General features: G+C 72.0%; 10 protein-coding genes. 4 read left to right on the top strand and 6 right to left on the bottom strand.

The genetic code is table 11. The features are described from left to right. Positions 1 to 63 precede the first annotated feature (63 nt). From ACFW1A_RS03520 to ACFW1A_RS03500, 5 genes are all read right to left on the bottom strand, one after another. Positions 64 to 2,181 carry a glycoside hydrolase family 2 TIM barrel-domain containing protein gene (locus tag ACFW1A_RS03520; RefSeq protein ID WP_380403402.1) on the bottom strand — a complete coding sequence of 706 codons (2,118 nt, stop codon included), beginning with the start codon at positions 2,179 to 2,181 and terminating at the stop codon, positions 64 to 66. A gap of 830 nt (positions 2,182 to 3,011) precedes the next feature. Then, a complete protein-coding gene (locus tag ACFW1A_RS03515) occupies positions 3,012 to 5,969 on the bottom strand; it encodes an AAA family ATPase (RefSeq protein WP_380403399.1) in 2,958 nt (985 codons plus the stop codon). An 87-nt stretch (positions 5,970 to 6,056) separates the two neighbouring features. Next, positions 6,057 to 6,491: a hypothetical protein gene (locus ACFW1A_RS03510; RefSeq protein WP_380403396.1), complete on the bottom strand. Its 435-nt coding sequence runs from the start codon at positions 6,489 to 6,491 to the stop codon at positions 6,057 to 6,059. Positions 6,492 to 6,721: 230 nt separating this feature from the next. Then, the gene (locus tag ACFW1A_RS03505) at positions 6,722 to 8,215 is read right to left on the bottom strand and encodes an aldehyde dehydrogenase (NADP(+)) (protein ID WP_380403393.1); all 1,494 of its coding nucleotides are present in this window, start codon (positions 8,213 to 8,215) and stop codon (positions 6,722 to 6,724) included. Beyond that, positions 8,212 to 9,024: an NAD-dependent epimerase/dehydratase family protein gene (locus ACFW1A_RS03500; RefSeq protein WP_380403390.1), complete on the bottom strand. Its 813-nt coding sequence runs from the start codon at positions 9,022 to 9,024 to the stop codon at positions 8,212 to 8,214. The genes ACFW1A_RS03505 and ACFW1A_RS03500 overlap by 4 nt, the downstream gene beginning before the upstream one ends. 118 nt (positions 9,025 to 9,142) lie before the next feature. Between ACFW1A_RS03500 and ACFW1A_RS03495 the strand changes: the two genes are divergently transcribed. From ACFW1A_RS03495 to ACFW1A_RS03485, 3 genes are read left to right on the top strand one after another with little or no spacing between them, the layout of a single operon-like run. Then, entirely contained in the window at positions 9,143 to 10,066 is a 924-nt protein-coding gene (locus tag ACFW1A_RS03495; protein ID WP_380403387.1) for a 5-dehydro-4-deoxyglucarate dehydratase, read from the top strand. After that, positions 10,063 to 11,331: a glucarate dehydratase family protein gene (locus ACFW1A_RS03490; RefSeq protein ID WP_380403384.1), complete on the top strand. Its 1,269-nt coding sequence runs from the start codon at positions 10,063 to 10,065 to the stop codon at positions 11,329 to 11,331. Before ACFW1A_RS03495 ends, ACFW1A_RS03490 begins: the two co-directional genes overlap by 4 nt. Beyond that, complete coding sequence (locus ACFW1A_RS03485) at positions 11,328 to 12,554, top strand: hypothetical protein (RefSeq protein ID WP_380403381.1); 1,227 nt, start codon at positions 11,328 to 11,330, stop codon at positions 12,552 to 12,554. Before ACFW1A_RS03490 ends, ACFW1A_RS03485 begins: the two co-directional genes overlap by 4 nt. A 124-nt stretch (positions 12,555 to 12,678) precedes the next feature. On the opposite strand, the gene ACFW1A_RS03480 is transcribed toward ACFW1A_RS03485, so the two are convergent. Next, entirely contained in the window at positions 12,679 to 14,286 is a 1,608-nt protein-coding gene (locus tag ACFW1A_RS03480) for an alpha/beta hydrolase (RefSeq protein WP_380403379.1), read from the bottom strand. 456 nt (positions 14,287 to 14,742) lie between these two features. Between ACFW1A_RS03480 and ACFW1A_RS03475 the strand changes: the two genes are divergently transcribed. Further along, a complete protein-coding gene (locus ACFW1A_RS03475) occupies positions 14,743 to 15,600 on the top strand; it encodes a choice-of-anchor K domain-containing protein (RefSeq protein WP_380403376.1) in 858 nt (285 codons plus the stop codon). Positions 15,601 to 15,651 lie beyond the last annotated feature (51 nt).

The raw sequence follows: 15,651 nt of genomic DNA, 5'->3' as shown, positions 1-15,651 counted from the left end.
GGGCTGGGGGGCCCGGGCGGGGGCGCGCCCGCCCCCGGGGGGGGGGGGGCCCCGCCGCTCCGCTCAGCCGAGGTTCCAGGTCACGGTGTCCGTCTGGGTGGCGCCGGCGATGGTGGCCGTCACCACCACGTGGTTCGCCCCCGGCTGCAGCGTGACGCCGGTCCACGTGAAGATCCGGTCGGAGCTCGCGAGGGTGCCCAGCGAGGTTCCGTTGACCGTGGCGGTGACCTGGTCGGCGTTGGAGTACACCTTGAGTTCGGTTGCTGCGTCGGTGCGTTGGGTCCAGCGCCGGCTGGTGATGTAGAGGGTGGGGGTGGTGGCCCAGTTCGCCTTGTACCAGTAGAAGGCGTCCTTGCGGACGGCACGGTCACGGGTGACCAGGCCCTTGTCGTTGATGCCGGGCTGACTGCCCTCGTTGCGTCCGTCCGAGGCGAAGTCGAACATGTTCCACACGAAGGTGCCCCACAGGTAGGGCCGGTCCTTGATCTGCTTCCAGGCCGCCTCGTGGAACAGGGACTGGTACTCCTCCGGGTGCCAACTCCCGCCCGAGGACGGGGCGGCGGGGTTGAGGGCGTGCTGGGTGGTGTTGGCGCCCGCGCCGTACTCCGACAGGGCGAGCCTGCGGTTCGGGGAGGCGGAGTGCAGAGCGTCCGCCCAGGCGCCGAGGTCGCCGTCCTTGGAGCCGCCGTACCAGCCGAAGTACTTGTTGAATCCGCACAGCTGGCTGTGCAGCCCAACCCCGGCGTTGTCCGAGCTGTTGGAGGCGTAGGTGGACAGCCGGTCCGGGTCCTCGGCGGCAGCGATCTGCGCGAGGGCGCCGAGCAGCGTGTTGGTGGCGGTGTCGTCGTGTCTCTGTTCGTTGCCGATGCTCCAGAAGGCGATGGAGGGATGGTTGTAGTTCTGCCGGATCAGCTCCCGCAGCTGGAGTTCGGCGCCCGCGGTGAAGGCGGCCGAGTTGGTGACGGCGTTGACGAGCGGGACCTCCGCCCACACGACCAGGCCCCGCTGGTCGGCGAGGTCGTAGTCCTTCTGGTCGTGCTGGTAGTGCGCCATCCGGATGGCCGTGGCCCCGATCTCCTGGATCAGATCGAAGTCCTGGGTGTGGTCGCCGTCGGTGATGGCCCAGCCCACGCCCGCCCTGTCCTGGTGCAGGTTGACGCCGTGCAGGCTCAGCGGGGTGCCGTTCAGGGAGAATCCGGCGGCGGGGTCGACGGCGAAGGTGCGCAGGCCCAGCGGCTGGCCGACCACGTCGGTGACGGTGTCGGCGCCCCCGGTGACGTCGTGGATCTCGACGTTCGCGGTGTAGAGGTACGGATCGGCCAGGCCGTTCCACAGACGCGGCGTGGAGAGGGTGATGGTCTGGTCGGTGCGGTAGCCGGCGTTCGCGGCGACAGCGGCGGCGGGGCTCGTGACGTCGGCGACGACGGTTCCGCCAGCGTCGGTGATGATGCTGCGCACGGCTACCGTGCGGCTGGTGGTGTTGTTGTTGTAGAGCTTCGTTGTCACGGTGACCGTCGCCGAGGAGGCGGACACCGTGTTCTGCCGCAGGTAGACGCCGGGACCGGAGTAGTCGAGCATCTGGATCTGGAGCTTGTCGACCGCCCACAGGCTGACGTTGCGGTAGATGCCGCCGTCGAAGCTGTAGTCCGCGCTCAGCGGGGCGATGTCGGGGTCGGCCGCGTTGGTGACCTTGACGGCGATGACGTTGTCCTTGCCCGGGACGAGGACGTCGGTGACGCCGAAACGGAAGCGGGCGTAGCCCCCCGTGTGCTGACCGACGTGGGTGCCGTTGACCCAGACGTCGGCGACCTGGTTGGCGCCGGCGAACTGCAGGTAGAGCATCTTGCCGGCCAGGTTCTGCGGCACGGTGACGTGGCGGCGGTACCAGCCCACGCCCCGGTAGTAGTTGTTGCCGCCGTCGGCGCCGTCGACTGCGTTCCAGGTGTGCGGGGTGCTGACCGTCTGCCAGCCGGAGTCGTCGAAGCCCGTCGCCTGGGCCCCGCTGACGTCGCTCTTCACGAAGCGCCACCCCGGGTTGAGATCGATCCGCTGGCGCGGTCCGGGCGCCGTGTAGGTGACGGCACCGGCAGCGGCGCGCGCGACGGTCGTACCGGCGATCGCGGCGACCGCCCCTGCGGCGAGGCCGCCCAGAACCTGTCTGCGCGTGGGTGAGGGAGTCATGACGGGACCTGCTTTCGACGAGCCGTGGGGGTCTGTGGTGAATGTCGTACGAAGAGGCGAATCGATCGGCGCCGAACGGGGTGGTGAGGTCCTCGTCGGCGAAGAAGAACTCGCTGTCTCCGGTGCGGTTCTGACCTGTCGTAGAACCGGGCCGGGCCGGCCTTGAGGGTGCCGATCTCCCGGGTGGGCGTTGAGTCGGCCCCAACGAACGTCGGGTGCCCCGCCCACCGGATTCCCGCCCTGCTTCGCGTGGCCCTGCGGGCTGTCCCGGCGGCGGCCACCCGCACGACTGCACCGCAATCAACCAGAAGCAAACAAATCCTGGCGAGTAGCTGAATGACACTCGTGTTTCGGGGGCGTGTCAAGAGCTTGCACGAAGATGACGGAGCCGCTCCGCCCGTGATCCCGCTGAAGCCTGACTGCCCGAATCATCGCAGGTCAGAGCAGCGCCCCGAGGTACCTGGGCAATACGCAGCATTCACGTGCTGATTCATCCCACCGTTGCGCAACCGTGGCGGAGCGAGCCTCGTTCGGGCCCGCCGAGCTGTGAACTAATGGGGTCGGTGCCGGGGTCGGCCGCCCTGCAGGCCCATTCACCACCGGAGGGGAGACCCGGATGTCAGAAACTGTTCGATGTGCCGCGGGTGGCGCGCGGCACACGCAGGGATGTCGGAGCCCGCGCCGTCCGGACCACGGACGCCAAGCCCGAGAACAGCGAAGGCTTCCCGAAGGAAGCCTTCGCACCGGTACCCCACGAGGGTCGCCGCGACGACCGGCGAGTCCGTCGGCATTGGCGGCAGGTGAGGCGGACGCAGCGGGCTGACGAAGTATCACCACACGCGGAAGGGCCCTTGCACCGAGCCCCGGTGGAGGCCTTCGCGGGTGGCGCCGAGCTTGCGCAGCACCTTGGAGACGTGTGCCTCGATGGTTCGGGGAGACAGGAAGAGCGCGGCAGCGATGTCCTTGTTGGTGGCACCGCTGCCGAGGAGTTCGGCCACCTGCCGCTCGCGGGGGGAGAGCTCGTCCCCGTAACCGGCCCGGCCGCGGGGCGGCGGCCCGCTCTGGCCGAGCGAGGCCAGCAGATGGCGGCAGCGGGCGGCATCGGTCGTGGCTTCGAGCCGGTCGTGGACGGCCGCGGACTCGGTGAGCCGCCGAACGGCCTCGGCCGGACGGACACCGGCCAGGGCGCGGGCGGCCCGTTCGTCGGCCAGGGCGGCGTGGTACGGGCGCCCGATGCCGGAGAACTGCAGTCGTGCCCGTTCGTAGTACCCGGCTGCCTCCTCCGGGTCGTCGCGGGCGAGGAGGCCGCGGCAGAGGTACTGCTCCGCAACTGCGCCCGGTGCGTCCAGGCCTGCGATGCCGAGCCGGTGGTTGTCGGCCAGCGCCACGGCGGCGCCGGCCTCGTCCCGGCGCAGGGCCGTCTCCACCGCCACCGGCACCAGGTCCATGGCGTAGACCCATTCCTCCTTGTGCGGCAGCAGCGGAAGGTAGTCGCCGACCGTTCGCCAGGCTGCCTCCACGTCGCCGCGGACCAGGTGGACCCGGGCCAGGCCGGCTGCGGCACCGAGCGCGTTGACGTTCGTTCGGGCGCTGTCGCGGGCCAGGACGCGACCGAACCGCTCAACCGCTCTCGACACCCGGCCGCGGGCGGCTGCCGTGATGCCCTCGACCGTGGCGAGCAGGTCGTCCACGGCAAGCGGTTCGTCAACGTACTCCGCCCGGAACTCTTCGAAGCGCCGGTCCCAGTCAGCCCATTGCCCTGCCAGCCACGACAGCACCAGTCGGTAGGAGTGGCAGTGGACGATCAGCATGTGCGCGTGGTGCCGCCGGGCGAGGGCGAGGGACTCCTCGACCTGCTCGGCGGCGCGGGCGTCCTGCCCCAGGCAGATGCCGATCTCGGCGGCGTTCGCCAGGGCGCGGGCCGTGTGCCGGACGACCTCGGGTTCGTCGTCGGCGCGCGGAAGGGCGGCCAGCAGGTCCATCGCCTCGGGCCGCCCCTGTGCGGCCAGGACGGTCATGCGGTTGGCCGCCACCGAGGCGTGGATCGTGCGATCGGCACTGCCCGCGATCGCGGCCGCCGCTCGGTCCAGCCAGGCACGCTGCTCGGCGGCGGAGAACCGGCTGGTCTCCGACATCGCGAGCAGGGACATCGCGCGCGCGGCCTGCTCGGGTCTGCAGCCTTCCAGCTCTTCTGTGGCCCGCTCGATCTCGGCGTCGCCCGAGGCGTCGGCAGCCTGGTTGAGCAGCATCAGCCCGAGATCGAGCCGAATCTCCCCCCGCGCCGCGATCGGGAGACCGGGGGCTGCGACGATTCGGCGCAGCGTCGTGATCGTCCGGGTGTACTCGACGGCGTCCCAGGCCGTCCGGGCCAGTGCGAGAGCGGCGCGCGCGTGAACCGCGGGCGGCAGGCGGGGCTCGTCGAGGACGTGGTGCAGCAGCGAGGCCGCCGTGCCCCGGTCCCCCAGCGCCACCGCCTGGTCGACCGCTGCCATGGCGCGGTTCAGCCAGGCGGCGGTGTCGCCCACGACACGGGTGTGGTGGGCGATCTGGACCAGAGGCGGTTCGGCGAGGGCCTCCAGAACTCCCAGGACGCTGCGGTGCAGCTGATGGCGGGTGGGCCCGAGGAGGTTGTCGTAGTGCGCCTGTCGGCCCAGAGCGTGCGCAAAGCCGTAGGTGTCCGGGCCGAACTCCCGCAGCACTGATGCCTCCAGCGCCTCCAGGAGAGCGGCCCTCGCGGTCTTCCGGGAAAGCCCGGCGCAGTCGGCCAGCACCTGCTCGCCGGCCGGCACCGCGAGGACGGACACGACATCCACCAGGGACACCGCCTCGGGTGAGAGCCGCCCGGTCCGCTCGGCGAACACCTCCCTCAGGCTGCGCGGCACCCCCAGACGACCGGTGCCGACCTGACCGGCGAGGGTGATGAGGTCCTCCTCGACGACGAGGGGAAGGCCCTCGCTCCTCCTGACCAAGGTGTGCAGCAGTGCGGGGGTCGCGCCGTCTGCCAGGACGGAACGGGCCATCGCCCTCAAGTCGTCTGCCGGCAAGCGGTCGAGGGCGATCTCCGTACCCCCGGTACCCACCGGACGACGGAACGCCGTTCCGAGAATCGGGCCGTTCCCGGGGACGTCCCGAGACCGGTAGGTCAGCACCAGCGCGCAGTCCGCGGGGAGGTCCCGGCCCAGGAGCAGGAGCAGTTCCCGGGTGGCCTCGTCGGCCCAGTGCACGTCCTCGACCACCAGGACGACCGGAGCGACAGCAGCCAGGACCGCCCGCACCCCGCAGGCCACCAGGTCCCTGGGGAGGCCCTTCCCGGTCGGCCACGGGGGAACGGCCGGGAGACTGTCGGTGAGCTCCGGGAGGAGCACGGCCAGCACCCCGACGGATGCGTCGAGCGGCGCGTCCCCGACGAGCCACGGGCCGCACCGGCGAAGCGCCTCCACCACCGGGCCGAAGGCCAGCGGTTCGCGCAGGGGACGGCACTCGCCCACGGCGGTGCGAACTCCCTCGCCCTCCAAGACGGCGGTCGCCTCGACCACCAGCCGCGACTTGCCGATGCCTGCCTCACCCTCGACGAGGACCACCGACGGCCGCGACCGCAGGGCGCCGAGCAGCGCTCCCAACTCGCGCTCGCGACCGGTGAAGGCCGGTACCACCCGCCTCGAAGGGCCGCCTGCCGCAAAAGTGTGCACCGTCATTCGCTGCGCTCTCCTTCCGGCGCCGCCGTGTGTCGGCTTGGCGTGATCGTGATGCTGATCGATCGATCGATCGGCCGCCCTCCCCTTCGGCACCGGATGCCGGCTCGCACCTCGTCCGCCTGACGGGAGGAGAACGATCGGTCGTGGCGTCGCTGCCCCGAGCCGGGTACGGACCGAGGGTCAGACGGGTACCGGGAGAGCGCGCTCCGCGGCCGGCTCGGTCCGGTGGTCCGGGGCCGCGCGGGTCGTACGGGTCGTGCGGGTCGTACGGGCGGGCAGCTGGACGATCCGGCAGCCGCAGCGCAGCAGTTCCTCCGCCACCGCCCGGGCGTCGGCATCGTCCATGCTGAAGACGAACAGCCCGGTCACCAGCACGGTGGCCACCAAGCCGGCGCGGGCGACCTGCAGCAGGGAGTCCCGCGCGGGCAGGCCGTCCGCCGGGCGCCTGCCGTTGTCCAGATAGGTCACGGGCTCGGGGAGTCCCGCTTCCCACGCCAGCTCCTCCAGCGCCCTGCGGTGACACTCCATCTGGAACGTGTCCGCCGGGTAGGAGCGGAGGTAGATCGCGGGCCGCGGTACCTGGAGGGCCCCACGGCCCGGGGCGGATGTGACCATGCTTCCACCTGCTTGATCGCGGGAGTCTGCGCGGGACGCCGCTGTGTCTCCGGCGCGGCGCGCGGTTCGGTCGGTGTTCCTTGCGGATCCCCGCGCAGTGCGGCCGCGGGGGTGCGGGCAGGAGTCGGGTTCGACGGTGGCCGTACCTGTCGAGGGCCGTGCCGTACCGGTGACCGGGTGGGGACCTGCGGACTGCACCGTGTGCGCCTGGTCGCCCCGGTGGCGGGTGTTCAGGCGGTTGTGCGGGGGATTCCGAGCGGGTTGGCGTCCTGCAGCTCGGGGGGCAGGAGTGAGTCCGGCCAGTTCTGGTAGGCGACGGGGGCGAGCCAGCGGTCGATGGCGGTGGCGCCGACGGAGGTGTGCTGGGGGTAGGTGGAGGCGGGCCAGGGGCCGCCGTGGTGCATGGCCCAGCAGACGGCGACGCCGGTCGGCCAACCGTTGTGGACGAGGCGGCCGACGGTGCGGCGGAACACCGCGGCGACACGGGCGGCCTCCGGGTGGTCGTCGACGGCGGTGTGGACCGAGCCGGTGAGGCTGCCGCCCAGCTGCGCGAGGACGTCGCAGAGGGCGTCGATGTCGCGGTAGGTGACGACCAGGCCGGCCGGGCCGAAGCACTCCTCGCGGAGCAGGTCGGGGCGTTCGGCGAGGACCTCCAGAGATGCCTGCCACACCCGGGGCTTCACCGCCCAGGCCCCCTCGGCCGCGGCGCCCGTCGCGAGCGTCGTGAGCGTCTGCTCCGCGTCGAGTTCGCCGGTCCGGGCCAGGTAGGAGTCGAGGATCCGCTCGGTCAGCAGGGGGTGACCGCAGGTCTGCCCGACCGCCGCGGCGATCGCGGCGAGCAACTCGTCGTTGTCGGGGACGAGGAGCAGTCCCGGTTTGGTGCAGAACTGGCCGGTCCCCTGGGTGAGGGAGGCGGCGTAGTCGCGGGCGACGTCCGCCGCGCGCTCGCGGGCCGCGCCGGGCAGGACGACGACCGGGTTGACGCTGCCGAGTTCGCCGTAGAAGGGGATGGGGTCGGGGCGGGCGACCGCGACGTCGAACAGGGCACGTCCGCCGCGCAGGGATCCGGTGAACCCGACCGCGCGGATGTGCGGGTGGCGCACCAGTGCGACTCCCGCGTCGAACCCGTGGACGAGCGAGAGGACGCCGGCAGGGGCACCGGCCCCGGACAGCGCGGTGGACACGACGTCGGCGACGGCGATCGAGGTGGCGGGGTGGCCTTCGTGCGCCTTGACCACGACCGGGCACCCTGCGGCCAGGGCCGACGCGGTGTCACCACCGGCCACCGAGAAGGCCAACGGGAAGTTGCTCGCACTGAAGACGGCGACCGGGCCGACGGGTTGCAGCATCCGGCGCACGTCGGGCCGGCCGGTTGCGGGGTCGGCGGGGGTCAGGATCGCCCGGGTGTGCGCACCGTCGCGCAGCACCCGGCCGAAGAGCCGGAGTTGGCCACTGGTGCGGGCCGCTTCGCCGGCCAGCCGGGCCCGGCCCAGGGCGGTCTCGGTGTCTGCGAGGGTCGCCAGGTCGTCTCCGGCGGCGTCCAGGGCGTCGGCAACGGCGTCGAGGGCCCTGGCGCGTTCCTGGGCGGGGAGACCGGACCAGGCGGGGAAGGCGTCGGCGGCCGCGGCGGCTGCGAGGTGTACCTCCTGGGGGGTGCCGGCCGGGACGGGGTTGCCCGTGGGCCGGCCGGTCCGCGGGTCGAATCCCTGGATGGCTGTGGTCATGAGTTCGCCTCCGCATCGAGTTCGGGCGAGCAGAACGCCCCGCCCAGGTAGGTGTCGTCCAGCACGTCGTCGGCGCCGCCCGCGCCGGCCAGGACGTCCGCCGCGTACTGTTCGGCGTCGTCCTGCGGCTCGTAGCCGAGCGCGCGGGCTCCGTCGAGGGAGAACCAGCGCCGGGTGTTGGCGGAGACGCCCCACACCACGCGGTAGCCGGGGGCCGGCGCGGTGAGGGACGCCTCCAGCAGACGGGCACAGTCGTCCGGCGAGAGCCAGGTCGCGAGTTGGCGCGGCAGGAGGGGCTTGTCGTAGCAGGCGCCGAGGCGGATGCAGACCACGTCCAGGCCGTAGCGGTCGTGGTAGAGGCTCCCGAGCGCTTCGCCGGCCGCCTTGCTCATCCCGTAGTAGGTGTCGGGGCGGGGGAAGAGACGGTCGGGTGCCTGGACGCCGTCGCGCGGGTGGAAACCGACGGCGTGGGTGCTGCTGGCCAGGATCACGCGGGGGACGCGGGCGCGCCGGGCTGCCTCGAGGACGGTGTAGGTGCCGTGGATGTTGGTGTCCAGGATCCGCTCCCACGGTGCTTCGGTGCTGAGTCCGCCGAGGTGGATCACTGCGGCCGCGCCCTCGAAGGCGTCCTGCAGGGTGCCCAGGTCGGTGACGGATGCCTGGACGGCATCCACGTTCTCGCCGGGCTCGGGGTGCGGCAGCGCAGCGATGTCGAGGAGTCGGAGGGTACGGCCCCGCCGGGCGAGCCTGGGCCGCATGAGGGTGCCGATGCCGCCGGCGGCCCCCGTCATCACGACACGCTCAGTCATGGTGCTCCACCTCTTGCCTCCCTTGACCAATCACGAGGATGAGTCTTACATTCTCGACACCTACTTTCAACCATGGATTCCATCCACATATGTGACACCCACGAGAGGCTAGTGCTCGATGCTCGACGGCGTTCTCTTCTTCCCGGTGACCCCGTTCACCCCGTCCGACACGATCGACCTGGAGGTCTTCGCCGAACACCTCCGCGCCGGCCTGGACGCCGGCGCGGGTGGTGTGTTCGCCGCCTGCGGGACCGGCGAGTTCCACGCCCTGGCCCCCGAGGAGTACGAGCAGGTGGTCCGCACCGCAGTCGAGGTCACCGGCGGCCGCGTGCCCGTGTACGCCGGAACCGGCGGGCCCCTGCCGCTCGCGCGCCGCTTCGCCGCGGCAGCCGAGGCGGCCGGCGCGGACGGTCTCCTCGTCCTGCCGCCCTACCTGGTGCAGGCGCCGCCGGCCGGCCTGGTGGCGTACACCGAGGCGGTGGCCGCGGCCTCCGACCTGCCGCTGATCGTCTACCACCGGGGCAACGCCCGCTTCGACGCCACCTCCGCCGTGGAGGTCGCCCGGCTGCCGAAGGTCGTCGGCCTGAAGGACGGCTACGGCGACCTGGAGCTGCTCTCCCGGATGGCGACCGGAGTACGCTCCGCACTGGAGGGCACCGGCAAGGCCTTCCAGTTCTTCAACGGCCTGCCCACGGCCGAGGCGACCGTGCCGGCGTACCGCGGGATCGGCGTCGAGCTGTACTCCTCGGCAGTGTTCTGCTTCGCCCCGGAGATCTCCATGGCGTTCTACCAGGCGGTGACCAAGGGCGACAGCGCCCTGGTCGAGCGGTTCCAGACCGAGTTCTTCCACCCGCTCGTCGCTCTGCGCGACCTCGTCCCGGGCTACGCCGTCTCCCTGGTCAAGGCGGCCGTCCGCCAGCGCGGCCTGGACGTCGGCGGAGTGCGGGCGCCCCTGGTGGACCCCGAGCCGCAGCACCTGGAACGGCTTCGGCGGATCACCGACGCCGGGCTGGCCCTGTGCGCGGAGGTGGCGGGCCGATGAGCGAAGCGATCCGGATCACCGGAGTGACGATCACTCCGGTGGCCTTCCGCGACCCGGCCCTGCTCAACGCGGTGGGCGTGCACGAGCCCTACGCGCTGCGCGCGATCGTCGAGGTCTCCACCGACCAGGGCATCCACGGCCTCGGCGAGACCTATGCCGACTCGGCCCACCTCCTGCGCCTGCGCTCGGCAGCCGACGCGATCACGGGGCTGGACGTCCACGCGCTCGGCGTGATGCGCGACCGCGTCGCCCGGGTCCTGCAGGGGGACGTCGGCGCGGACGGGCACGGCCTCACCGGGGCGTTCACCTCCGACGGCACCGTCGACCGGGTCTTCTCCGCCTTCGAGGTCGCCTGTCTGGACATCCAGGGCAAGGCGGCGGGGCGGCCGGTGTCGGACCTGCTCGGCGGCGCGGTGCGCGACTCCGTCCCGTTCAGCGCCTACCTCTTCTACAAGTGGGCGGCCCACCCCGGCGCGGAGCCGGACTCCTGGGGCGAGGCACTGACCCCCGAGGCGATCGTCGCCCAGGCCCGGCGCATGATCGACGACTACGGGTTCTCCGCGATCAAGCTCAAGGGCGGCGTGTTCCCTCCGGAGCAGGAGATCGAGGCGATCCGGGCCCTGTACGAGGCGTTCCCCAACCATCCGCTTCGCCTCGATCCGAATGCCGCGTGGAGTGTGCGGACATCGATCAGGGTCGGGCAGGAGCTCGACGGGGTGCTGGAGTACCTGGAGGACCCCACCCCCGGTCCCAGCGGGATGGCCCAGGTGGCCCGGGAGGTGGCGATGCCGCTGGCGACCAACATGTGCGTCGTCTCCTTCGACCAGATCGCCCGGGCGGTCGCGCTGGATTCCGTCCAGGTGGTCCTCTCCGACCACCACTACTGGGGCGGCCTGAACCGCTCCAAGCTGCTGTCCGGCATCTGCGACACGTTCGGCATGGGCCTGTCCATGCACTCCAACTCCCACCTCGGCATCAGCCTCGCCGCGATGACCCATCTGGGAGCAGCCACGCCGAACCTCACCTACGCCTGCGACACCCACTGGCCGTGGAAGACCGAGGAGGTCGTCCAGCCCGGCGCGCTCGCTTTCGAGAACGGGGCGGTCCGGTTGCCCCGGGGCCCGGGCCTGGGTGTCGAGCTCGACCGGGACGCCCTCGCACGGCTGCACGAGCAGTACCTGTCCTGCGGGCTGCGCGACCGCGACGACACCGGGTACATGCAGCGCGTCGACCCCACCTACGTCCGCAAGTCCCCCCGCTGGTGACCCACCGGGAACCGGCCGCCGACCGTCCCACCCGTGCGCTGCGCCCGCCGCGCGCGGTGGGGTACGCCTATCCCTGGGACTTCCTCGACGACCCGGCCGCGCCCGGCCGCGCCTGCGCGCTGGGGCTCGATGCAGTCGCCGTCGCCGCCGCCTACCACACGGTCCGGGCCGCCAGCCCCCTGCACCCGGCCCGCCGACTGACCGAGGCACCGTACGCGGCCTGCTACGTCCCGATCCGCGAAGAGGCCTGGCGCGGACGGCGGCTGCGCCCGGCCCGGCCGACCTGGCTGAACTCCGCGGACCCCTTCGGCGAGGCCCGAGGCGCCCTGCACGCGGCCGGCCTGCAGGTGTACGCCTGGACGGTCCTCACCCACAACAGCCGCCTCGGCCGGGCCAACCCCGACCTGACGGTCCGCAACGCCTTCGGCGAGCACTACCCCTACGCGCTCTGCCCCGCCGCGGAGGAGGTCGCCGACTACTGCGCCGCACTCGTGCGCGAGGTCGTCAGCACCGGGCAACCCGACGGACTGGTCCTGGAGGCCTGCGGGCAGCTCGGCGTCGTCCACGGCGGCCACCACGACAAGGCCGATCTGGCCGGCTGGACCGCCACCCAACAGCGGCTGCTCTCGCTGTGCTTCTGCACGGCCTGCGAGCGGAATTACCGCGAGGCGGCGCTGGACCCCGGACACCTCTCCGCCGCGGTACGGCACGCGCTCGGTCCCACCGGATCGGCCGACTGCGTCGAGGATGCCCTGGGCCGGCAGGTCGCCACCGCACTGGCCGGCATCCGGGCCCGCACGACCGAGGAGCTGCGCTCACGCACCGCCGCGCAGGCGCGGGCCGTCGACCCCGGCCTGCGCCTGGTCCTGCACGCCTCCCCCGACCCCTGGGCGACCGGCCCGTTCGCCACGGTTGCCGCGGCCGCCGCAGGAACCACCGGGCCGGCCGACGCACTCGTGGCCTCCTGCTGGCAACCGGGCCCGACCGGCACCGCCTCCCTCCGCGGGCTGCGCGCGACCGCCGGACCAGGCACCCGGGTGGGCGGGTACCTGCTGGCCGACGCGAGCTGGGACGCGGGAGACACCGCGGAGCGGGTGGCGGCCTACCGCGACGCCGGAATGGACGAGCTGCACCTCTACCACCTCGGGCTGACCGGCCGGGCCGGGCTCCGACGGATGGCCGCCATCCTCACCGCAGCGGGACAGGAAGCCCTGCCGACCTGATCCGCAGCGCAGCGACGGACCTGCCCGAGCCGTCCCCCTCCCCGAGCCGGGCGTCCACGGGCCTGCGGAAGACTCCAGTCCTGCGGGAGACGGGTACGGGGGAGACGGACGGGCGATGGCCGGTTCAGCAGGTCGTCCCGCTCGGGACCGGTCTGAGGTCCGTGAGGTACGCGTCGACGGCGTCGGTGACGCAGGCGTTGCTGCGGCCGTAGGCGGTGTGGCCAAGGCCCTTGTAGGTGAGCAGCATCCCGCCGGGCAGTTGGGCGGCGAGGCTCTGCGCCCACGGGTAGAGCGTGGCCGGGTCGCCGGTGGTGCCGACGACCAGCACCGGGGGCAGTCCTACGGCGTGGACGCGGTGCGGCTGCTGCTGTCCGGCAGGCCAGTCCTTGCAGGTGAGTTCGGCGAGCACGGTGGAGGCGCCGATGGCTCCGGCCTCCTTGTGCGCGCGCTCCACCAGGTCCCAGTAGGGCTGCGGGTCGCCGGGGTGCGGATGGTCGAGGCAGTTGACGGCGGTGATGGCGACGGAGGAGTTGTCGGGAGCCTGCTCGGCGGTGGCGCTCGGGTCGGATTCGCTCTCGGGACTGCTGTCCTGGGTGGAGATGCCGGGGCTGGCGAGTTCCGCGAGTTTCGTCCCGTCGCCTTTGCGTGCGGCGCGGAGTGCCTCGGAGAGGTCCTGCCACTGGGCTTCGGGCGTGTACATCGACATGGTGATGGCAGTCAGCAGCATGGTCTCGTCGAGCCGCTGGGTGGTGCCCTCGATCCGCAGTGGGTGTTTCGATGTCCGTGCGGACAGGTCGGTGACCACCTTGCGGATGCCGTCCGGGGTGGTGGCGGGGCAGGCGTCGTGCACGACGGTGGCGCACTGCTGGGCGTAGTCGTCGACCGACTTCTGGAAGGCTTTGCCTTGTTGGAGAGCCTCTTCGGACCAGGTGAGTGAGGGGTCCATCGCTCCGTCGAGGACGAGCGCGCGCACCCGCTCGGGGAACAGCTCGCCGTAGACGGTGCCGAGGTAGGTGCCGTAGGACCAGCCCAGGTAGCTGAGCTTCTGGTCGCCGAGGACAGCACGCAGCACGTCCAGGTCGCGGGCGGCGTCCAGCGTTCCGACGTGCGGCAGGATGTCCCCGCTGTGGGCCTTGCAGGCGGCGACCTGCCGGACGGCGTCCGCGAGCGCGGCGTTGCGATCGGCATCGGTCCTCGGGTACACGCTCGTCGCTGTGTCGCCGGACGCCGGCTCGTCCTGGTCGGTGGCGTCGGAGGAGCCGCAGTCGACGGCAGGCTTGCTGCCGGCCACGCCGCGCGGGTCGAAGCCGACGATGTCGAAGCGGGCTCGGGTGCGTGCGCTGAAGGAGGAGACGCCGCCGTCCTTCAGGTAGCCGGCCCCGGAGGCGCCCGGGCCGCCGGGGTTGAAGACCAGGGAAGCGATGCGCTGGGCGGGGTCCGCCGCGGCCACCTTGGCCAGCGGCAGGGTGAAGGTCCGGCCGTTCTCGGGGCGCGCGTAGTCCATGGGGACGGTCAGCGTGGCGCACTGCACCTCGCCGCAGCGGGTCCAGGTCGGCTTCTGCCGGTAGAAGGCTTGCAGGGCGCTCTGCTCGGTGGGGTGGGCCGTCGGTGCCGCGGCGGCGGGCTGGGCGTGGACCGCATCTGCTGCGTCGTCGCAGCCTGTGAGTGCCGTCGCGCCGAGTACGGCCGTGGCCAGGATCAGGCTTGCGTGCTTGATGGTCGGGGGCTTCATGGGTACTCCGTCGGTCTTGGGCAGAGCTGTGTCGCGGCGTGTGTCCCGCGTCGCCGCAAACCGCCGCACTCACGCTTCCCTCGGACCGACCGCCGCACTGTTCGGCCTCCTCCTGTTCGGTTCAGCCGTCACGTCAGCAGAGGATCCCTGAGGGGAGCTGAGGATTCGATGAGGTCCACCGCGAGGCCCGACGCCGGACGGTCGCTCCGCGCACCACTGGGCCGGCGGCTTCGACGGCGGGGCTGCCGCGCCGCCCGGTCGCGAAGGGGCCCATCACCCGGACGAGTGACGCGAGTTCCGGGCACCCTTGCACAGGATTCGCCTACGAACTTGGGAGAGTGGGGGCGTCAGTCGGCGAAGGCCGTCCCGAGGGCGGCCGCAGCGTCGACTGCCGACGAAGCTCACGTGCCCGGCATCGCGGGCGGCGTGTCCACCGAATCGAGGAGTTGTCCGAGCATGAGCACAGTCACGACGTCGGGAACCTGGACCGCCGTCACCCCGACCCCGCCCAACGTGTCGGGCCTCAACACCGGCAACATCACCTGGGGCGTCCCGGTCGCGGGTGGCAAGAGCGGCTACTCGTTCTCCGGCGGCACGATCGAGGCCAAGGCCGACGGTTCGGAGCTGACCCTGGGCACCTTCACCCACCAGAACTTCCCCATCGTGGGCGGCGGCATCAACCAGTTCGACGTCGATCTCGTGGTCCGCATCCGGTTCGAAGAGGACGACAAGGACCGCGACTTCAGCTTCCGGTTCCACCACTTCGAGACGCCCAACGACGGCCCCACGCCCGACGACGAGGTCGATCTGCCCACGCGGGTCTCCCCGGAGAGCGTGACCATCGACGGCGAGGAGCACGCCGCCGTGATCACCGGGTTCAAGCGGAACGGAGAGATCGTCAACAAGTTCCTCAGCCCCGAGAACGGCTCCAACAGCGCCGACATCGTCGCCGTACTCTCCCGCGTGGGCGCCCCGGACGTGGTCATCACCAACGTCCGCCACAAGGGCGAGGTCAAGTACACCCAGGCCGACGAGTACGTCGAGATCGTCAACCAGGGCACGGCCCACGCGGACATCTCCGGCTGGCTGCTCCACGCCGACGACCCCGGCCAGAACTTCACCTTCCCGCCCGGCACCACCCTCAAGGCCGGTCAGCGGATCCGCGTCTACACCAACGAAGTCCGCGCCGAGTGGGGCGGATACTCCTACGGCAGCGGACGCGCCATCTGGAACGACAAGGGCGACACCGCGCACCTCCTCGACACCGACGGCGCACTGGTTTCCGACTACAGCTACGGCACCGGAACGCCCTGAACCACGGCCGCCGCCCCGCCCTCTCGCAGGGTGAGGCGGCGCAGTCGGGGT

Origin of the sequence: Kitasatospora sp. NPDC058965, assembly GCF_042741245.1 — a bacterium.
Taxonomy (GTDB): domain Bacteria; phylum Actinomycetota; class Actinomycetes; order Streptomycetales; family Streptomycetaceae; genus Kitasatospora.
This window is presented reverse-complemented; position numbering and strand designations above follow the sequence as displayed.